This is a genomic window from Nocardia ninae NBRC 108245 (genome assembly GCF_007990755.1).
Lineage (GTDB): Bacteria > Actinomycetota > Actinomycetes > Mycobacteriales > Mycobacteriaceae > Nocardia > Nocardia ninae.
Genome location: NZ_BJXA01000056.1, coordinates 30,183 through 50,420 on the forward strand (window position 1 = coordinate 30,183; position 20,238 = coordinate 50,420).

General features: G+C 67.9%; 13 protein-coding genes and 1 tRNA gene. 3 read left to right on the forward strand and 11 right to left on the reverse strand.

Going from position 1 to position 20,238, the window contains the following annotated elements:
* Positions 1-45 precede the first annotated feature (45 nt).
* Positions 46-3,459, reverse strand: coding sequence for an AfsR/SARP family transcriptional regulator (locus NN4_RS46345; protein ID WP_246181173.1), 3,414 nt, complete (start codon positions 3,457-3,459; stop codon positions 46-48).
* A 113-nt stretch (positions 3,460-3,572) separates the two neighbouring features.
* Here NN4_RS46345 and NN4_RS30890 point away from each other — a divergent pair, with 113 nt between their 5' ends.
* Together NN4_RS30890 and NN4_RS30895 are read left to right on the forward strand one after the other, a co-directional pair.
* A complete protein-coding gene (locus NN4_RS30890) occupies positions 3,573-4,472 on the forward strand; it encodes an alpha/beta fold hydrolase (RefSeq protein WP_147138850.1) in 900 nt (299 codons plus the stop codon).
* On the forward strand, positions 4,469-5,053 hold the full coding sequence (locus NN4_RS30895; RefSeq protein ID WP_147138852.1) for an NADPH-dependent FMN reductase: 585 nt from the start codon (positions 4,469-4,471) through the stop codon (positions 5,051-5,053). Before NN4_RS30890 ends, NN4_RS30895 begins: the two co-directional genes overlap by 4 nt.
* Before the next feature lie 137 nt (positions 5,054-5,190).
* Here NN4_RS30895 and NN4_RS30900 read toward each other — a convergent pair whose 3' ends face one another.
* The 9 genes from NN4_RS30900 to NN4_RS30940 all read right to left on the reverse strand — a co-directional run bounded on the left by NN4_RS30900 (position 5,191) and on the right by NN4_RS30940 (position 15,472).
* The gene (locus NN4_RS30900; protein WP_147138854.1) at positions 5,191-6,126 is read right to left on the reverse strand and encodes an extracellular catalytic domain type 1 short-chain-length polyhydroxyalkanoate depolymerase; all 936 of its coding nucleotides are present in this window, start codon (positions 6,124-6,126) and stop codon (positions 5,191-5,193) included.
* 112 nt (positions 6,127-6,238) lie between these two features.
* Positions 6,239-8,182, reverse strand: a complete 1,944-nt coding sequence (gene acs, locus NN4_RS30905) for an acetate--CoA ligase (protein WP_147138856.1) — start codon at positions 8,180-8,182, stop codon at positions 6,239-6,241.
* Between the two features lie 51 nt (positions 8,183-8,233).
* Entirely contained in the window at positions 8,234-9,871 is a 1,638-nt protein-coding gene (locus NN4_RS30910) for a monocarboxylic acid transporter (RefSeq protein WP_147138858.1), read from the reverse strand.
* Positions 9,868-10,224 carry a DUF485 domain-containing protein gene (locus NN4_RS30915; RefSeq protein ID WP_147138860.1) on the reverse strand — a complete coding sequence of 119 codons (357 nt, stop codon included), beginning with the start codon at positions 10,222-10,224 and terminating at the stop codon, positions 9,868-9,870. The genes NN4_RS30910 and NN4_RS30915 overlap by 4 nt, the downstream gene beginning before the upstream one ends.
* Positions 10,225-10,380: 156 nt before the next feature.
* Positions 10,381-12,105: a sodium/solute symporter gene (locus tag NN4_RS30920; RefSeq protein ID WP_186818719.1), complete on the reverse strand. Its 1,725-nt coding sequence runs from the start codon at positions 12,103-12,105 to the stop codon at positions 10,381-10,383.
* Positions 12,106-12,261: 156 nt separating this feature from the next.
* A complete protein-coding gene (locus NN4_RS30925) occupies positions 12,262-12,621 on the reverse strand; it encodes a hypothetical protein (RefSeq protein ID WP_147138862.1) in 360 nt (119 codons plus the stop codon).
* Complete coding sequence (locus tag NN4_RS30930; protein WP_147138864.1) at positions 12,618-13,415, reverse strand: LytR/AlgR family response regulator transcription factor; 798 nt, start codon at positions 13,413-13,415, stop codon at positions 12,618-12,620. Before NN4_RS30930 ends, NN4_RS30925 begins: the two co-directional genes overlap by 4 nt.
* A gap of 324 nt (positions 13,416-13,739) precedes the next feature.
* Positions 13,740-14,939, reverse strand: a complete 1,200-nt coding sequence (locus NN4_RS30935) for a sensor histidine kinase (protein ID WP_135235913.1) — start codon at positions 14,937-14,939, stop codon at positions 13,740-13,742.
* A gap of 83 nt (positions 14,940-15,022) precedes the next feature.
* Positions 15,023-15,472, reverse strand: a complete 450-nt coding sequence (locus tag NN4_RS30940) for a hypothetical protein (protein WP_147138866.1) — start codon at positions 15,470-15,472, stop codon at positions 15,023-15,025.
* 356 nt (positions 15,473-15,828) lie between these two features.
* On the opposite strand from NN4_RS30940, the gene dnaE reads away from it, so the two are divergent.
* Entirely contained in the window at positions 15,829-19,377 is a 3,549-nt protein-coding gene (gene dnaE / locus NN4_RS30945; protein ID WP_147138868.1) for a DNA polymerase III subunit alpha, read from the forward strand.
* Here dnaE and NN4_RS30950 read toward each other — a convergent pair.
* A tRNA-OTHER gene (locus NN4_RS30950) sits at positions 19,378-19,459 on the reverse strand. It abuts the gene before it with no gap.
* Positions 19,460-20,238: the final 779 nt, after the last annotated feature.

The following is a 20,238-nucleotide window of genomic DNA, read 5'->3' on the forward strand; positions in this document are numbered from 1 at the left end:
TACGGCACTGCTCGCGCGGTGGACTGCGGCCCTCGGTCGCTCCAGCTAGCTGTGGGCCGGTGCCACGGCGGCTTTGGCGGCCAGGGCGCGGGCAGCCTGGACGGTCAGTGCCGAGCCCACAGCGAAGGCCGTGTCGAAGGCGGCTTCGCCGAGGGCGGCGCGGGTGGTCGCGGTGGGGCGGTCGATGTCCGGGCGTTCGGCGGGGAGGACGGGGATGCCGTTGTCCTCGCGCACGGTGTGGGCGGCGCCGAGAAGCTGGGCGGCGGTGTCGAATTCGCCGAGGGCCGCCGCGGCTGATCCGAGTGCGGCCAGTGCGAACGTGGTGTCGCGCGGGGCCTCGATGCGCTGGGCGCCGTCAAGGGCCATCAAGTGCATGGCGAGGGCGGCGGACGGGTCGCCGTGTTGTTCGAGGAGGTAGCCCAGCTCGACCTGGAGCATGGGCACGAATAGCGGTGTCTCCTCGCCGTCGGCCGGGGCGGTGGCGAGGATTTCGCGCAGAATGTGTTCGGCGACATCGGGTTTGCCGTTGCGGCGGGCGGTATAGGCGAGCACGACGGAGGCGAAGAGACGACCGGGCGCGTAGCCGTGTTCGGTGGCGACCCGCACGGCCTGCTCGGCGAGGACTTCGGCGCGATCGAACTCGGTGTGCTGCATGGCGATCCAGCCCAGCCAGCAGAGGTGGGTGCACACCTGACCCCACAGCTCCAGCTCCTGTGCCAAACGCAGGGCCTCGGTGTGGATGTCGGTCGCACCGGACAGGTCACCGGTCAATTCGGCGAGACCGCCGAGCCACTCGGCGGCTTGCAGCCTGCCCCAGCGGTCATCGATCTCGGCGAACAGCCGGGCCGCGGCGCGGGCGTGCTGCCCGAGTGCGGTCAGGTCGGCGCGGCTGTGTGCGGCCTTGGCCAGGCAGACCTGGCCGAACGCGACGGCCCAGCGGTCGCCGAGCTGCTCGCAGACCGGAAGTGCCTGGCGCACCAGGGCTTCCAGCTCTGGGATGTCGCCGGATTCGAGCGCGGAGAAGGCGAGGAACAGGTCGGCGCGCGCCCGGCCCGCCGGATCATCGACGGTGTCGTACATGGCCGCGATTTCACGCCGCCTGGCCGCGCCGTCGGCGAATTCGCCCTGCTGGAAGGTGAACCCGACTCGCCAGGCGAGTGCGGACGCGCGTTGCCGCGCCGAACCGCCCAGCGCCAGCGCGGTGTCGAACCAGCGCCGAGCTTCGGTCAACCGCCCGCGTAGCAGCCAGTACCAAGCGAGTGCGCTGACCAGCCGCAAGGCCTCGTCGGCGGCGCCGGCCCGAACGAATCCAGCCAGTGCCGCACGCAGATTCGCGGCCTCGGCATCCAGTCGACGCAACCATCGCTGCTGGTCCGCGCCGTGCAGCTCGGGTGCCGCCTGCTCGGCCAGGGTCAGGTAGTACCGATGGTGCGCCCGATGTACCGTATCGAACTCGCCGGCCTCGGCCAGCCGATCGAGGCTGAACGCCGCGACTGACTCGAGCAGTCGGTAGCGTCGACCCGCGGCCTGCACGAGCGACCGGTCTACCAGCCGTGCAACAACATCGGCGATCGTGGATTCATCGAGCGGTGCATAGTCGGGCGTGAGCTGAGCGTGCAGGTCCGTGTCGGCACCCGCTGCGTTGGAGCTCTGCCGGGCAGAGAGTCCACTGTCTGGATTGCGGGCGCCGACTGTGCCACCTGCGTCGGGACCCGCCGCATCGGAGCTCTGCCCGGCGGAAGGTCCACTGCCTGCATTGCCGCCGCCGACGGTGTCATCCTCGAACCACCCGGTGGCGCAAACAATTTCGGCGGCATCGAGCGTGCACCCACCCGCATGCACAGCCAACCGACGCAACACCGCTTGCTCGGTCGCGTCGAGCAGCTCCCAACTCCAGTCGATCATCGCCGTGAGCGTCTGCTGTCGCGGCGGCGCACCACGGTGCCCGGTGGCGAGCAGCCGGAATCGATCATCGAGGCGGGCGACCATCTCGTGGACGCCGAGCGCACGCACGCGGGTCGCCGCAAGTTCCAGGGCCAGCGGGATGCCGTCGAGCCTGCGGCACAGCGTCGCGATCGGTTCGGCGGTATCGGCGTCGAGAACGAAATCGCGGGCGCTCGCCCGGGCCCGGGCAACGAAAAGCTGTACCGCGCTGGCCTGTTCGAGATCGGCGACGTCGGCGTGCGATGCGGGCACCGCGAGCGGCTCGACCGCGACGACGTCCTCGCCGGGCAGGCGCAGTTGCTCTTGGCTGGTGGCCAGGATGTGCAGGTTCGGCGCCGCGCCGAGCAGCAGTTCGGCGAGATCGGCGGCGTGCTCCACCACGTGTTCGCAGTTGTCCAGCACCAGCAGTAGTTCCTGCTCGGCGAGCACTTCGCACAGCAGCTCGACCGGGTCGGCGCCGTCGCTTGCGCGGATGCCGAGCACCTGGGACACCGCGTCGACGAGGAAGGTCGCGCCGTCGGCCGCAGTCGGTTGTAGTGGCGCCAACTCGACCAGCCAAGTGCCGTGCGGGAATCGGTCGGTGAGCGCGGTCGCGGCGGCCAGCGCGAGCCGGGTCTTGCCGACCCCGCCGGGACCGGTCAGCGTGACGAGCCGGGTGTCGGGGACGACGCGGCGCAGCTCGGCGAGGTCCGCGGCACGGCCGATGAGCTCGGTGCGCGGGGCGGGGATATTGGAACTGCGCCGCCGCAGCACGGTTTCCGGTCGTGGCGTGGCGAGTTCGAGGTCCTGGCCGAGGATCGAGCGTTGCAGCGCAACCAATTCCGGGCTCGGATCGAGACCGAGTTCGTCGGCCAGTTGCCTGCGCAGGTCTTCGTAGCTGTCGAGTGCCTCGGCCTGTCGTCCCGCGCCGTACAGCGCGCGCAGCTGCGCGCCGCGAAGTCGTTCGCGCAGTGGATGTTCGGTGACGATGGTGGCGAGTTCGCTGGCGACCTCGCGGTATTCGCCCAGCGACAGGCGCGTCTCGGCCAGCTCCTCCACCGCGACGAGCCGCTGCTCCGCCAATTGCGCGATGGCGGGCTGCGCGAAGGCGGCGTCGCGGAAGTCCGCGAACGCCGGTCCGCGCCACAGCCCGAGCGCCTCGCTCAGTGCCTCGGCTCTGGCCTTCGGTTCGGCCGTCTCGCGGGCGGTCGCCACCAGCGTGCGGAAGCGCAGCGCGTCGAGCTCGGTGCAGGCGAGCCGGTAGCCGGGCGGCGGCGAGACCACCAGGTGGCGGCCGCCTGGCTCGGCGTCCTCCAGTGCCCGGCGCAGCTGGGAGGCCTTGGCGGCCAGGGTGCCCGCCGGATTGCCGGGCGGTTCATCGGCCCAGATGTCGTCGATGAGCCGGTCACCGGAGACCGGTTGTCCGGCATTGACCAGGAGGTCCGCCAGCAGGGCGCGCACCTTGGTGCCGGGGATGGGCACGGGTGTGCCGGAATCCGTCCAGACCGCCAACGGACCGAGCACACCGAAACGCATACGAGGCAGCTTAGCGACGGTGTTGTCCAGCGGAATCACACCGTAAACAAACCGGAAGGTGGCCCCGTCAGAGTTGCTGACAACACGGAAACAGCACACCGAAAGGGCCCGCCATGAAACTCTCCACCGTCTTCGCCGCCGCCATCGCCACGACCGCACTGCTGACCAGCTGCGGCACCGCCGACGCTCCGGCCGAGGCCGCCAAGCCCGGGGCCTACGCCGATGTGAACGGTCTGCACATGTACTACGAGGTGCACGGCACGCCGACCGAGCAGCCACCGCTGGTGCTGCTGCACGGCGCGCTGTCCGGCATCGGCACCGACTTCGGCCAGCTCATCCCGGAACTGTCCAAGACCCGCCAGGTCATCGCCGTCGAACAGCAGGCGCACGGCCGTACGGCCGACATCGACCGCCCGCTGCGCACGCCGCAGATGGCCGAGGACACCGTGGCGCTGCTGCGCATACTCGGTGTCCAGCGCGCCGACATTCTCGGTTACAGCATGGGCGCCGGTGTCGCCCTGCAGATTTCGCTCACTCACCCGGAATTGGTGCGTAAGCAGATCCTGGCAGCCGGCGGTCTCGACGCCGGTGCGATGCACCCCGGTCTGCTGGAAGGACTCGCCGAGCTGAAGCCCGAACAGCTGCACGGCTCGCCGTTCCACGACGACTATGTGAAGAACGCCCCGCGCCCCGAAGACTTTCCGCGCCTGGTTGCCAGGGTGACCGAACACGATCAGAACGCCAGTCCGGTATTCGCGGCAGATGCGGTGCGCCAGAGCAAAGCCCCCACGCTGACGGTGATCGGTGACTCCGACATCATCCGGCCCGAGCACGCGGTCGAGATGTTCCGCTTGTTCGGCGGCGGCATCATGGGCGACAGCCCGGCCGGACTGCCCGACTCGCAACTGGCCATCCTGCCCGGCACCTCGCACATCACCCTGGTGCACCGGCCCGAACTGCTGCTGCCGATGATCCCGGCCTTCCTCGACGCCCCCGTCAAGGCGACCCGATGACCGGCACCGACCGACTGCGGGTGGCGCTGATCGTCGGCAGCACCCGCGCCGGGCGGTTCGGGCCGACGGTGGCCGACTGGTTCGCCGGTCGGCTCCGCCGCCGCGACCTCGACCTGGACCGCATCGACCTCGCCGACGCCGGCCTGCCCGACCAGCTGACCGGCCACGACGAACCGGCCCCCGCCGCCGTGCGGGACCTCGGCGACCGGCTCGCCGCCGCCGACGCCTTCATCGTGGTCACCCCCGAATACAACCGCAGCTTCCCGGCGGCGGTGAAGAACGCCATCGACTGGTTCGACACCGAATGGGCCGCCAAACCCGTCACGGTCGTCGGCTACGGCAGCGACACCGACGGCGGCCACGCCGCCACCCAGCTCCGCCAGATCTTCGGCGAACTCAACGCCGTCCCCATCCGCCGCAGCATCACCATCACCAAAACCTGGCAACGCTTCGCCGCCGACGGCACCTGGCCCCGCCGCGACCCCGAACTCGACGAAGCCGTCAACACCCTCCTGGACCAACTCCTCTGGTGGGCCACCGCCCTCCGCACCGCCCGAACCACAACCCCTTTCGTGCGATGAGGCGTCGGCGGCAGACCCGGCCCCCCTCAACGCTGTGGTGGCCGGGTCCGCCGTTAGGTGGGTTACCCCATGCTGATTGGATCGGAAACCTCGGATTGTGCGGGGGATCTTGGTGGGGCGCTGGGGCTTTGGAGTTTTCAGCAGGTTTGGGCTGGTGGGGGCATGCGGTGGGCCAGGAGGAAACGCATGAGGTTGCGTTGGATTTCGATGCCGTGGTCCTGCTGGAGCAGTCCTGCGCCGAGGGCGTGTTCGGCGAGTAGGGGTGTGGTGAATTGGGCCAGTTCGCAGCCGCGGGGGCTGGCGTAGTGCTCGACGGTGAGGGGGATCGGCAGGCCGGGGCCGATGACGAGGACTTGGGTGCTGGTCGGTAGTGCGGGAGCCGAACCGGGGTCGGCGAGGTTGTCGGCCGCGAGCCACTGGGCGAGGTTCGTGCGTCCGATGACGATGTTGCTGATCTGGTCGAAGAGGGTCTGCAGGAAGAAGGCGGGCATGGGGCGGGCGCGGGGGCCCATCGCGTCGATGATCGCCTGCCCGTCGAGCCTGGTTCGGTACGGCGCGCCCGCCATGGGGGCGATGGCCGCGTACAGGTCGGGATAGGTGGCGCCGAGGTTGGTGACCGTCGCGCCGCCCGCGGAGTAGCCGCCGAGGTAGACGCGGGCGCGATCGAGCTTAAACTCCTCGATCAGCGCGGTGGTGATGCCGGCGATGATGGACGGTTCACCCTGACCGCGCTGCTGATTCTCGACCTTGTCCCAGTTCCAGCACTGCTGCCGGTTCGCTGCTTGATCCTGCAGCGGATACGCGAGTACGAAACCCATCTCGTCGGCCACCCGGGTGAGCGAGAAGCCGGACGGCCGGGGGTGGGCGAGCGGATCGTCGCACCCGTGCAGGTACACCATGAGCGGCTTGCCCGCGGTCGCGCCGGGCGGCACATGCAGGTAGTAGCAGCGGGTGCCCGCGTCGTTGGTGAAGCAGCGCCGATCGATCTGCGCTTGCGCCCCTGGCGCGCCGACCAGCAGACAGGCGGCGATCAACAGGAGGACGGCGGACAGGCGAAGCTCGGTGACTCGCACACCGGAAGCCTAACCGCTGGCCGCCTGATCAGGCATGACCCCGATTCCCTGGGCGACGGACCCGTCCCCTCATCGCCATTTCGGGTGGCCGGGTCCGTCGCGGGAGCGGGTGCTACCCGCGGGCGATAGCCTCGAAAACCTTGGGATCGACCAAGGTCGAGGTATCGCCCAGCTCACGCCCCTCGGCGATGTCGCGCAGCAGCCTGCGCATGATCTTGCCGCTGCGCGTTTTGGGCAGCTCAGGGACGAGATGGATTTCGCGCGGCCGCGCAATGGGGCTGATCTCCTGCGACACCGCGCGTTTCAGCTCGGCGACGAGCGCGTCGCCGGTGTCCTTGCCCTCGGCGGTCAGGATGACGAAAGCGACGATGGCCTGACCGGTGGTCTCGTCGGTGGCACCGACGACCGCGGCCTCGGCGACGGCCGGGTGCCCCACGAGCGCGGATTCGACCTCGGCCGTGGAGATCCGGTGGCCCGACACGTTCATCACGTCGTCCACCCGGCCGAGTACCCACAGGTCGCCGTCGGCGTCGAGCTTGGCCCCGTCACCGGCGAAATACCAACCGTCACCGGCGAATCGGTCCCAGTAGGTCGTCCGGAAGCGCTCCATGTCGCCCCAGATGCCGCGCAGCATCGACGGCCACGGCTGGTCGAGCACCAGCAGTCCGGCGGCGCCGCGGCCGAGTTCGGTGCCGTCGTCGTCGACCACCTTCGCCGAGATGCCGGGCAGCGGTGCCATTGCCGCACCGGGCTTGGTCGAGGTGACGCCGGGCAGCGGCGAGATCATGATGGCACCGGTCTCGGTCTGCCACCAGGTGTCCACGATCGGAGTCCGGTTGCCGCCGACGACTTCTCGGTACCAACGCCAGGCTTCGGGGTTGATCGGCTCACCGACACTGCCGAGCAGGCGCAGCGAGGACAGATCGTGCGCGTCGGGGATCTGGCGGCCCCACTTCATGAAGGTCCGCACCAGGGTGGGTGCCGTGTAATAGATGCTGACGCCGTACTTTTCGATGATCTGGAAATGCCGGTGCTCGTCCGGCGAGTTGGGCGTGCCCTCGTAGATCACCTGGGTGGCGCGGTTGGACAGTGGTCCGTAGACGATGTAGCTGTGTCCGGTGACCCAGCCGATGTCGGCGGTGCACCAGTAGACGTCTTGTCCTGCTTTGTGATCGAAGACGTTGTGGTGGGTGTAGGACGCCTGGGTGAGGTAACCGCCGGAGGTGTGCAGGATGCCCTTCGGCTTCCCCGTGGTGCCGGAGGTGTAGAGGATGAACAGCGGATGCTCGGCATCGAACGCCTGCGCCTCGTGCTCCGGCGAGGCATCGGTGACGGTGTCGTGCCACCACAGGTCGCGACCTTCGGTCCACGGCACCTCGATGTTGGTGCGGCGCACCACGAGAACGTGCTCGACGGTCGACGGCGCACCGCCGAGCGCCTCGTCGACGGCCGCCTTGAGCGGTGCCGCCGTGCCGCGCCGCCATTGCCCATCGGTGGTGATCACCAGCCGTGCCCCGGCGTCGTCCACCCGCTGGCGTAGCGCGGTGGGGGAGAAGCCGGCGAACACCACCGAATGGGTGAGACCGAGCCGGGCGCAGGCCAGCATCGACACGATGGCTTCGGGGACCATAGGCATGTAGATGGCGACCCGATCGCCCGCGCGCAGCCCCAACTCTGTCAAATAGTTTGCCGCCCTGGACACCTCGTCGCGGAGTTCGCCGTAGGTGATATCGCGTGAGTCGCCGGGCTCGCCTTCCCAGTGAATGGCGACCTGGTCACCGTGCCCGTCCAGCACGTGCCGGTCGACGCAGTTGTAAGCGACGTTGAGCTTGCCGCCGACAAACCACTGCGCGACCGGCGCGCCACTCCAGTCCAGAACCTGCGTCCACGGCTGTTCCCAGTACAGCCTGTGCGCCTGCTCGGCCCAGAATTCCAGCCGATCCGCTGCCGCGCGGTCGTAGAGGCCCGCATCGGCGTTGGCCGTCGCAACGAAAGTTTCGCTGGGCGGGTAGGACACCGGTGTGGTGTCGCGGGCATCGGTGGTTGCGCTGGTCACGCGATATCTCCTAACGAGAGCACAAGGGGGACAACAACTATCCGACAGGGGTCAGTGCACCACCGCCCTCTCGGCGCCGACGCCGGTGAGCGAGCGGACCTCCATCTCGGCGGCCTTGGCCGGGTTCTCGTCGGCCTTGCCGAGGAAGGTCCCGACGATGCCGAGCACGAAAGCCAGTGGGATGGACACGATTCCGGGGTTGGACAGCGGGAAGTAGTCGAAATCGAAGTTGGACAGCATCGAGGTCTTGGTGCCCGACACCGCGGGGGAGAACACGATCAGCACGATGGTGGAGATCAAGCCGCCGTACATGCTGAACAGTGCGCCGGTGGTGTTGAACCGCTTCCAGAACAGCGAGTACAGGATGGTCGGCAGGTTCGCCGCCGCGGCCACCGCGAACGCCAGCGCCACCAGGAACGCGATGTTCTGGCCGTTGGCGAGGATGCCGAGGCCGATCGCGAGCACGCCGATCACGACGGCCGTGATCCGGGAGACCCGCACCTGCTTGTCGTCATCGATCTTGCCCTTCTTGATGACTCCGGCGTAGATGTCGTGCGCGAACGAGGTCGCCGCGGTGATGGTGAGGCCCGCGACCACCGCGAGGATGGTGGCGAACGCGACCGCGGAGATGATGCCGAGCAGGATCACGCCACCGAGTTCGAACGCCAGCAGCGGTGCCGCGGAGTTCTGCCCACCCGCCGCGGCCAGGATCCGGTCCGGGCCGACGATCGCGGCGGCACCGTAGCCGAGCACCAGGGTGAACAGGTAGAACGCGCCGATCAGACCGATTGCCCACACAACTGACCGGCGCGCCTCCTTCGCGGTCGGCACGGTGTAGAAGCGCATCAGCACGTGCGGGAGACCCGCGGTGCCGAGCACCAGCGCCAGACCGAGAGACAGGAAGTTGATCTTCGAGGTGGCGCTGCCGCCGTACTGCGCGCCGGGCGCGAGCACGTCACGGGCGGCCACACCCTTGTTCGTCGACTCGGACACGTGCTGCTGCGCCGAACCGAGAATGTCGGACAGGTTGAAGCCGAACTTGGCGAACACCATGACCGTCATCAGCCCGGCGCCGGCGATCAGCAGCACGGCCTTGATGATCTGCACCCAGGTGGTGCCCTTCATGCCGCCGACCAGCACATACACGATCATCAGCACGCCGACCACGGCGATCACGACGGCCTGGCCGGTCTTGTCGGAGATGTCGAGCAGCAGCGCGACCAGACCGCCGGCGCCTGCCATCTGCGCGAGCAGATAGAACAGCGACACCGCGAGGGTGGTCAACGCCGCGGCGGTGCGCACCGGACCCTGCTTGAGCCGGAAGCTCAGCACGTCGGCCATGGTGAATTTGCCGGTGTTCCTGAGCATTTCGGCGACCAGCAGCAGGGCGACGAGCCAGGCTACGAGAAACCCGATGGAGTAAAGGAAGCCGTCGTAGCCGTACACCGCGATGGCGCCCGCGATACCGAGAAAGCTTGCGGCGGAAAGGTAGTCGCCCGCGATGGCGATACCGTTCTGCGGTCCGGAGAAGCCGCGGCCGCCGGTGAAGAAGTCGGCGGCGGTGGCATTGCTGCGGCTGGCCCGGATGACGACGACCATGGTGATCGCGACGAAGACGCCGAAGATCGCGATATTGGCGACCGGGTTGCCGATGGTGGCAGCGGCCGCGTAGGTGCTGACGTGATTCACGCGTGGCCCCCCTCGAGCTGGTTGCGGATGGCCGCCGCGCGCGGATCCAGTTCCCGGTTGGCGAACCGGACGTAGAGCGCGGTGATGGCGAAGGTGGAGACGAATTGCGCGAGGCCGAGCAGCAATCCGACGTTGATGTTGCCGAAGACCTTCGTCGCCATGAAGTCGTGCGCGTAGGCGCCGAGCAGCACGTAGCTGAGGTACCACACCAGGAACAGGGCGGTCATCGGAAATACGAAGCGGCGCAGGCGGTTTCGTAACTCTTGAAAGTCCGGGCTGGCTTGTACTTCGACGAATTCGTCTGCACTCGGCGTGCGCCGGGGGGCGCTGCCGTCGAGTTCTGTACTTGTCATGGTCGTCCTAGCTTGTGACATGGCTTACTTGTTCAGCACCGTAGCCAGGCCTTCGTGAGGAAAGAATGATGTGGCCTGGGTCACTCCGGGAAGGCGGCCGATTGTGCGGTGAACGGTTGCTTCGATGCGACGAACGGTCGGACCCGGTGCGCCGGCTCAGTTCGAGCGCAGGCTGCGTTCGCGGTCGGCGCCCATGCCGAGCCGCTCGGGGGCGTGCATGCGCACGAAGATGTGGCCGACCCGGCGCGGGCCCGGCCCTCGAGTCACCTTGCTGACCAGCATCATCGCCGCAAACGCCAGCGGGACACTGATCGCCGCGGGATAGCCGAGCAGCGCGGCGGGCCAGCCGCCGGCCACCTCGTCGGACAGCCCGCCGGTCACCGAAACCACTGTCGCGCCACCGGCAGCCAGCCCACCGGCGATCAGCCCGGCCGCCGCACCCGCCGCGGTGAGGCCGCGCCACCAGATGCCGAGCACCAGCAGCGGGCACAGCGTCGAGGCTGCCACCGCGAACGCGAGACCGACCGTCCGCGACAGGTCCAGCGAGGCCACCGTGAGCGAAAGGGCAAGCGGCACAGCGCCTGCAACCACTGCGGCGGCCCGGAAGTCGCGGATTCGCCCGCGCAGCATGTCGGTACTGAGCACGCCCGCGATGCTCACCAGCAAGCCCGACGAGGTGGACAGGAACGCCGCGATCGCACCTGCTGCGACCAGTGCGGCCAGCAATTGTCCTGGCAGCCCGGCGACGACCGAGCCCGGCAGCAGGACGACGGCGGCGTCGGAGGTGCCGGTGATCAGCAGCTGTGGCACGTACAGTCGCGCGAAAACCCCTAACAGCACGGGGAATAGGTAGAACAGGCCGACGAGCCCGATCACCGCCAGCGCGGTCGCTCGCGCGGCCCGTCCGTCCGGATTGGTGTAGAAGCGCACCAGCACGTGCGGCAAGCCCATGGTGCCCAGGAAGGTCGCGATGATCAGCGAATAGACCTGGTACGTCGGATGAGTGCCGCCGAAGCCGCCGCCCGGCTCCAGCCATTCGGCGCCGTTCGCGGGCGCACCGGCCACCACCGGCACCGCGGCTCCCGCCTCGAGCATCAACTCGGTCCCTGCCGACAGTTTGTGCGCGCCAGGGGCCAGCAGCACCTGGCCACCCACCGGGTGGTCATCGAGTGTCCCGGTGATCGAAACCTGTTGTGGCGCAGCGACCTGCACCACCACGCCGGTGCGTACGTCGACCACCGTGCGCTCGGTGACCACCGGGGGAGCGGGTGCGCCGAGCTGCTGGTCCGCGGCGAAGAAATGACCGAGCAGCACCAGCGCCGGAATCGCCACGGCGGTCAACTTCAGCCAGTACTGGAACGCCTGCACCAGCGTGATCGACCGCATGCCGCCGCCCGCCACGTTCGCTATCACGATCGAGCCCACCGCCGCCGCGCCCACCCAGTCGGGCACGCCGAGCAGCGTATGCAAGGTCAACCCGGCGCCCTGGAACTGCGGAATCAGGTACACCGCGCACACGAGCACCACCACGATCGCCGCCAGTCTGCGCAGTCGGACCGAGCCCAAACGGAATTCGGCGAAGTCGGGCACCGTGTAGGCACCTGACCGCCGCAAGGGTGCTGCGACGAACAGCAGCAGCGAGAGGTATCCGGCGGTGAAGCCAACCGGGTACCACAGCGCGTCCGCCCCGTACTTCGCGATCAGCCCGGCAACGCCGAGAAACGAAGCGGCCGAGAGGTATTCACCGGAGATGGCCGCCGCGTTCCAGCCGGACCGGACGCTGCGGGAGGCGACGAGGAAGTCGGAGGTGGTGCGCGCCAGGCGAACTCCGTAGGCGCCGATCGCGACGGTGGCGAGGGCGGCGAAGATCAGCGCCAGCATCGTCAGCACCGGCACGGAGCCCGCCGTCACCGCACCCCCGCCCGATCGGCCCGGACTCGTGCCTGCCAAGCCGCACACCTTTTGATTTGGCGCACACGGATTCGCATGCGATTCGGTATGCGGGAAATCGAAAGGTGTGCGGCTCCGTCTGTCATGTCAGTCCTCGGCCAGATCGAGGAAGTCCTGTTCGTTGCGTTCGGCGAGGCGGACGTACAACCGCCCGGCCAGGTACAGCAGCGGATAGACCGCGACGCCGAGCAGCAGCCACGGCAGGCGCATGCCGAACACCACGGTCGAGCCGATCGAGCCGATCCCGAAAAGGACAGGGAGCGCACACAATACGACAACGATGACCAAGCCGAGCCGCAGCGCGAGCCCGAGCTGAGCCCGGATCAGGCCGCCGATCAGCGCCTCGCCGATCTCGGTCTGCTCGACCACCTCCATCCGGGTGCGCACGCGTCGTGCCCCGCGACGTTCGGACAGCACAACGCGCTGCCGGGGTTGGGGTCCCGTCATTGGCCGGTCCACTGCTGCCGGGGGCCGTGCACCAGACGCTGTTTCAGCTCACGCACCTGTCGACGGCTGACCGGCAGCTCTACCGCGCCGGCATTGCCGTCGGCGCGCAGGCAGACCACCGTCCCGGTGCCGACCGTGCGCAGGCCAGTCACCAGGCGCAACGCGACCAGGTAAGACCGGTGTACCCGCAGGAATCCCGCGTCCTGCCACCGGGACTCCAACGCGGACAACGGAATCCGCACCAGGTGCGAACCGGCGCTGGTGTGCAGGCGCGCGTAGTCGCCGTCCGCCTCCACCCAGCTGACGCTCGACCGGGGCACCAGCGTGGTCACGCCACCGAGCTCGACGGGGATGACCTCGCTCGGATCGGCCCTGGGTTCGTCGGCGACGGGTGCCGGTGTGCCGCGGGTGGCCGCGATCCGGCGCACCGCCTCGGCGAGCCGTTCCTCGCGCAACGGTTTGAGCAGGTAGTCGACGGCACCGAGATCGAAGGCGGCCACCGCTCGGTCGTCGTGCGCGGTCACGAAGACGACCGCGGGTGGATTCGCGAACTCCGACAGGATGCCGGCCAGCTCCATACCGTCCAGACCGGGCATGTTGATATCCAGGAACACCGCGTCGACCGCGTGTGCGCGCAACATCCGCAGCGCGGTGGTCGCGTCGGCCGCGTCGTGGATCTCGCCGACCCCGGGCTGGGCGCGCAACAGATACACCAGCTCGTCCAGAGCAGGCTTCTCGTCGTCGACGGCCAGCACGCGCAAGGTACCGGCCCCTTTATCAGTGGTCCGGGTCACAACCGCTCCATCGTAAGCAATCGATCCCCGCGCCTCGCCCGAGTCCCCGCCGCACCTCGCGTACGTGCGCTCGAGTGGCACACCATGGTGCGGCCTTCTCGCTGTTTGCCGCAATCATGTGCCACTCACGACTCCAGGTCACTGCCATGGTGTGCCGCTCGCGACGTCGGCTCGCTCGCAAGCGCCGTGTCACGCTGCGTCTTCGGTTCGCTCGCTGGCGAATGGTTGGGGATTCCACCTCGGTGGCGGGTGCCGGGCCGCGCTGTGTTTCCGGTTCGCGTCGCCGGGGGACGTCGCGTGACGCTGTGTCGTCGGTGCCCCGGGTCATGCTTGGATGCCCGCCCGGAACTTGGGCACGCGCAGGGACACCTTGGTACCCGCGCCGGGGGCGGTTTCGACAATGAGGCCGTAGTCATTACCGAAGGCGGCGCGCAGGCGGTCGTCGACGTTGGACAGGCCGACGTGTGCCGATTCGCCGGAACCCGCTGGACCGCTGCCGGTTTCGATGGCGTCGAGGGCGCCGGAGCGCAGCAGCTCGGGGTCCATGCCGACGCCGTCGTCCTCGACGCTGATCAGGCAGTCGGTGCCCGCGTCGGTCGCGGTGATGCTCACGGTGCCGCCGCGGGTGCCGCCCGCGAGGCCGTGCCGGACCGCGTTCTCCACCAGGGGTTGCAGGGCGAGGAAGGGCAGCACGACGCCGAGGACCTCCGGTGCGATCTGCAAGCGCACGTCGAGCGCGTCGCCGAAGCGGGCGCGCTCGAGGGCGAGGTAGCGCTCGATATTGCGCAGTTCGTCGGCGAGCACGGTGAATTCGCCTGCGGCGCGGAACGAGTAGCGGGTGAAGTCGGCGAATTCGAGGATCAGCTCGCGGGCTCGGTCCGGGTCGGTGCGCACGAACGAGGCGATGGTGTTGAGCGCGTTGTAGATGAAGTGCGGGCTGATCTGAGCCCGCAACGCGCGCACTTCGGCGCGATCCAGCCGGGCCCGGGAGGCGTCGAGTTCGGCCAATTCGAGCTGGCCGCAGGCATACCGGGCCACCTCGGCGACCGCGCCGAGCCAACCAGGCCCGGGTTGACCGGTGGTGACCACACCGATCGCCCCGGCTACACCCGTGCTGTCGATCAGCAGCGGTTGCGCGATGAGCGTGCGGCCCGCGTGCTCGCCGCTGCCGGGTCCGGCGACGAGCACCGGGCGTTCCCCGGCGACGGCGCGCTTGGCGGCATCGGTGAAGTGCTCGGCGAGTTCGGCATGCGGACCGTCCCAGGCGAGCAGCGTGCCGTCCGGGTCGGCCACGCCGAGCGCCTCGGCGCCGGTGAGCATCCGCAGGTGCGGCGCGGACTCCTGCGCCGACTGTTCGGTGAGCCCGCGCCGCAACGGAATCGCCGCGAGGGAGGCGGTGTGCAGCGCGGAATGCACCGCGCGCTCGGCGGGTGTGGTCACCACCCGGCGGGTTCGTGGCCAGATGACCAGCGCTCCGGCGATCAGCGCCGCCGAGACGACGAGGGCGACGACGGTGGTTGTCATCGTGGCCCCGGAAACCGGCCCACCGGCAGCGCGTTCATCCGGTGATTATGGCGTCCGGAGGCTAGTGCAGGTCGGAGGTCGGCTCAACCCTCGTAGCGGTCGACCCGGAACTCGCCCGTGCCCGGCTCCGGAATGTGCGCCGCGCCGACGGTCAGCGTGGCGGTGAACTTGCCGATGCCCGGGCGGAACAACGCGGAACGGCCGCTGTTGCTCCAATATCCGGGGCCCTGTGCGGTCACGGTGAACGTGCCCGTCTCACCGGTGTCCACGTTGCGCCAGTTCAGCGTGAGCGGCAGGCTGCAACCGCCGACGCCGTACATGGTGGTCGCCACGGTGAAGCCCGCGTGCTCCGGGTAGGCGTTGCTGACGACCGAGGAGCTCACCTGCGCGACGCACAGCCCCTGCGTCAGCGAGTAGACACTCTCGAAAGGGTCGACGATCTGGGCTGCGGCCGGGGCCGCGGTGGCGACCAAGGCGGCTGCCGCGGCGGCGGGAACAGCGGGAATGGCGAACAGTGCGTTGAGCGACTTCATCAGTACCTCGATGGGTTGGCACACTCGTGTCTGTTGAATGTGCTGTGGCTGTGCCCGCTTTCGAGGGTGGTAACCGCGGGAGGTTGCCATCGATTCTGGGGGCAGCCGGGTTGCGTCCGAGCGCACTCGACTCCGATTGGATCGGGCCGAATTTCGCGTGTGCGGGAAACCTCGACCCGGCCCTGCTAGCGGAATTCGGACGCAAGTACCGTAGGTCGGCGAGACGCGCCGGTGATCTTTGCCACCGACACGCCGAACACCAACGATGGCGCCGCGCGCCTGTCCGAACCAGTCGGTGGGGACCCCTAGAATCGGTCCAGCCAACCCCCGTCGAGACCTTGGGAGGAAGGACCGTCTTGGCCGCCTCGTCCGGATCGTTCGTTCACCTGCACAACCACACCGAGTACTCCATGCTCGATGGTGCGGCCAAAATTTCACCCCTGTTCGCGGAGGCGAAACGGCTGGGAATGAACGCGGTCGGGATGACCGACCACGGCAATATGTACGGCGCCTCCGAGTTCTACAACTCGGCGAAGAAGGCCGACATCAAGCCGATCATCGGGATCGAGGCCTACATCGCGCCCGCCTCCCGGTTCGACACCAAGCGTGTGCTGTGGGGCGATCCGAGCCAGAAGGGCGACGACGTCTCCGGTTCCGGCGCCTATACGCACATGACCATGGTCGCCGAGAACGCGACGGGGTTGCGCAACCTGTTCAAGCTGTCGTCACTGGCGTCGCTGGAGGGTCAGCTCGGCAAGTGGGCACGGATGGACGAGGAGATCATCGCCCAGTACGCCGAGGGCATCATCGCGACCACCGGCTGCCCCTCGGGTGAGGTGCAGACCCGGTTGCGCCTCGGCCACGATCGCGAAGCGCTGGAGGCGGCGGCGAAGTGGCAGGAGATCTTCGGCAAGGAGAATTTCTTCCTGGAGATCATGGACCACGGGCTGTCCATCGAGCGCCGGGTCCGCGAGGGACTGCTGGAGATCGGTAAGAAGCTCGGCATCCCGCCGATCGCGACCAACGACTGCCACTACGTCACCAAGGATCAGTCGACCAATCACGAAGCGCTGCTGTGTATTCAGACCGGCAAGACGCTCAGCGACCCGACTCGGTTCAAGTTCGACGGTGACGGCTACTACCTGAAGTCCGCCGAGGAGATGCGGGAGCTGTGGGACTCGGAGGTGCCCGGCGCCTGCGACAACACCGTGGCCATCGGCGAGCGGGTGCAGTCCTACGACGACGTCTGGGAGTTCCGCGACCGGATGCCGGTGTTCCCGGTGCCCCAGGGCGAGGACCAGAATTCGTTCCTGCGCAAGGAAGTCGAGCGCGGACTCGCGCGCCGGTTCCCCGACGGGGTGCCCGACGAGTACTTCACCCGCGCCTACTTCGAGCTCGACGTCATCAAGCAGAAGGGGTTCCCCGCCTACTTCCTCGTCGTCGGTGACCTCGTCTCGCACGCGAAAGAGGTGGGCATCCGGGTCGGCCCCGGCCGTGGTTCGGCGGCCGGTTCGCTGGTCGCCTACGCGTTGGGCATCACCAATATCGACCCGATCCCGCACGGTCTGCTGTTCGAGCGGTTCCTGAACCCGGAGCGTCCGTCCGCGCCCGATATCGATATCGACTTCGACGATCGCCGCCGCGGTGAAATGGTCCGCTACGCCACCGAGAAGTGGGGCAGCGACCGGGTCGCCCAGGTGATCACCTTCGGCACCATCAAGACCAAAGCGGCGATCAAGGACTCGGCGCGAGTGCTGTTCGGTCAGCCGGGTTTCGCCATCGCCGACCAGATCTCGAAGGCGCTGCCGCCGCCGATCATGGCCAAGGACATCTCGGTGTCCGGCATCATGGACCCGGACCACGAGCGGTACAAGGAAGCCGCCGAGGTCCGCGAACTCATCGGCAGCAACCCCGATGTCGCGAAGATCTACGAGACGGCCCGCGGACTCGAAGGCCTGATCCGCAACGCGGGTGTGCACGCCTGCGCGGTGATCATGTCCTCGGAGCCGCTCACCGACACCATCCCGGTGTGGAAGCGGGCCCAGGACGGCGCCATCATCACCGGCTGGGACTACCCGTCGTGTGAGGCCATCGGCCTGCTGAAGATGGACTTCCTCGGCCTGCGCAACCTCACCGTCATCGGTGACGCGATGGAGAACATCAAGGCCAACCGCGGCATCGACCTCGACCTGGACACGCTGCCGCTGGACGACCCGGCCACCTACGAATTGCTGTCCCGCGGTGACACACTCGGCGTGTTCCAGCTCGACGGTGGCCCCATGCGCGACCTGCTGCGCCGCATGCAGCCGACCGGCTTCAACGACATCGTCGCGGTGCTCGCGCTGTACCGCCCCGGCCCGATGGGCATGAACGCGCACAACGACTACGCCGATCGTAAGAACGGCCGTCAGCCGATCTCGCCGATCCACCCCGAGCTCGAGGAACCGTTGAAGGACATCCTCTCGGAGACCTACGGTCTGATCGTCTACCAAGAGCAGATCATGTTCATCGCGCAGAAGGTCGCCGGCTACTCGATGGGTAAGGCCGACGCGCTGCGTAAGGCCATGGGTAAGAAGAAGCTGGAGGTGCTGGAGGCCGAGTACAAGGGCTTCCACGCGGGTATGACCGCCAACGGCTTCTCCGAGGCCGCGGTGAAAGCGCTGTGGGACACCATCCTTCCGTTCGCCGGCTACGCGTTCAACAAGTCCCATGCCGCGGGCTACGGTCTCGTCTCGTTCTGGACCGCCTACCTCAAGGCCAACTATCCCGGCGAATACATGGCCGGGCTGCTCACCTCCGTCGGTGACGACAAGGACAAGGCCGCGGTCTACCTGTCGGACTGCCGCCGCCTCGGCATCACGGTGCTGCCGCCGGACGTCAACGAGTCCGAGTTGAACTTCGCCTCGGTGGGCAAGGACATCCGGTTCGGGTTGGGCGCGGTGCGCAACGTCGGCGCCAACGTGGTGTCCTCGATCATCGCCGCCCGCAAGGAGAAGTCGAAGTTCACCGACTTCTCCGACTATCTGAACAAGATCGACGCGGTGGCCTGCACCAAGAAGGTCACCGAATCCCTCATCAAGGCAGGCGGATTCGACTCGCTCGGGCACCCGCGCAAGGGGCTGCTGCTGATCCACTCCGACGCCATCGACGCGGTGATGTCCACCAAGAAGGCGGAGGCGATCGGGCAGTTCGATCTGTTCGGCGGGGTGGACGCCGACGAGTCGGTGTCGTCGGTGTTCAACGTGAAGGTGCCCGACGACGAGTGGGAGTCCAAGCACAAGCTGGCGCTGGAACGCGAGATGCTGGGCCTCTATGTGTCCGGGCATCCGCTCAACGGCGTCGAGCATGTCCTTGCGGCACAATCGGATACGCACATCCCGGCGATCCTCGAAGGCGACATCAAGGACGGCACCCAGGTGACCGTCGGCGGCATCCTCGCCTCGGTGAACCGGCGGATCAACAAGAACGGCCTGGCGTGGGCATCGGCGCAGCTGGAAGACCTGGCCGGTGGCATCGAGGTGTTGTTCTTCCCGCAGGCGTACTCCGTGTACGGCATGGATGTCGTCGAGGACGCGGTGGTGCTGGTGAAGGCGCGGGTATCGGTGCGCGACGACCGGATCTCGTTGATCGCCAACGATCTTGCGGTGCCGGACCTGTCATCGATCGGTGTCGCCAAGCCGCTTGCGGTGGTGATGTCCACTCGGATGTGTACGCCGGACAAGATCAGCGAATTCAAGCGCATTCTGTCGCGGCATCCCGGTACTGCCGATGTGCATGTCCGGCATGTGGGGGCGCGGGAGAAGACGACGTTGTTGAAACTCGATGACAGTTTGCGGGTTACGCCGTCGTCGGCGCTGATGGGTGATTTGAAGGCGTTGCTCGGGCCGGGGTGTTTGGCCGTTTAGCGGAAGCGACAGGATTCGAACCTGTATGGGCAATGCCCAGCCAGTTACAATGCTGGCCCCTTTTCCGATCAGGCACGCTTCCGGGTTCAGTATGGGAGTCGGTGGGGGATCGGGTGGGTGGTTCGGGGAACTGTTGTGTTCGGGAGGGCTTCGGCGGGGTTGAGCTGTGCGGTTGCGCTCAGTGGCGTTTCGGGCCTGCTGTCCCTGCGTTTTCGACGTTTTGTGGGATGCCCGGATAGTGCTGGGCGCGTTGGGCGGGGTTCCCGGCTTTCTCTTCCGCGGCTTTGGGGTGGGCAGGGTGCGGGTTCCGGGGTGGGGACTGGGCTGCGGTGCTGTTTTCGAGCGCGTTGTTTGCTGGTGGGGTAGGTGTGGCGCTGGGTTTTATGGTGGACGGGACATGGGGGCGGCGCTACTTGCACAATGCCGCAACTATGTTCCGTTGATCATGAAAAGTGATGATCAACGGGACATGGGGGCGGCAAATGTCGAGTAGGGCCGCCGTCATGTCCCATCGATCATGAAAAGAGGTGGGGTGGGGTGCAGTCGCACTGTTTCTATGGACTTGCACTGTCTTTCGGGGCCCGTGGGGGCGCGGATTTCGAGAATTGGTGCGGCGGTTGGGGATTAGTGGACTAGTTCGGGTTCAGGGGTGTGCGTTGGGGTGGGGCGGGGGGTGAGGTGTTGTTCCCAAGTGACTGTGGACAGGGCGATGAGGCCGATGGCGGCGCCGATCCAGGCGACCGACGCGTAGCCGAGGTCGGCGGCGATGGCCAGGCCGCCCAGCCAGGGGCCGAGGGTGATGCCGATGTTGAAGGACGAGACGTTGAAGGCGGGGGCGAGGGTGGGGCCTTGGGGTGCGAG

What these genes read in the sequence shown, in the direction of transcription:
- NN4_RS30940 (WP_147138866.1), bottom strand. Translation starts at nt 15,472, where the DNA reads ATGAAGTCGCTCAACGCACTGTTCGCCATTCCCGCTGTTCCCGCCGCC.
- NN4_RS46345 (WP_246181173.1), bottom strand. Translation starts at nt 3,459, where the DNA reads ATGCGTTTCGGTGTGCTCGGTCCGTTGGCGGTCTGGACGGATTCCGGC.
- NN4_RS30890 (WP_147138850.1), top strand. Translation starts at nt 3,573, where the DNA reads ATGAAACTCTCCACCGTCTTCGCCGCCGCCATCGCCACGACCGCACTG.
- NN4_RS30920 (WP_186818719.1), bottom strand. Translation starts at nt 12,105, where the DNA reads ATGCTGGCGCTGATCTTCGCCGCCCTCGCCACCGTCGCGATCGGCGCC.
- NN4_RS30925 (WP_147138862.1), bottom strand. Translation starts at nt 12,621, where the DNA reads ATGACGGGACCCCAACCCCGGCAGCGCGTTGTGCTGTCCGAACGTCGC.
- NN4_RS30895 (WP_147138852.1), top strand. Translation starts at nt 4,469, where the DNA reads ATGACCGGCACCGACCGACTGCGGGTGGCGCTGATCGTCGGCAGCACC.
- NN4_RS30935 (WP_135235913.1), bottom strand. Translation starts at nt 14,939, where the DNA reads ATGACAACCACCGTCGTCGCCCTCGTCGTCTCGGCGGCGCTGATCGCC.
- NN4_RS30915 (WP_147138860.1), bottom strand. Translation starts at nt 10,224, where the DNA reads ATGACAAGTACAGAACTCGACGGCAGCGCCCCCCGGCGCACGCCGAGT.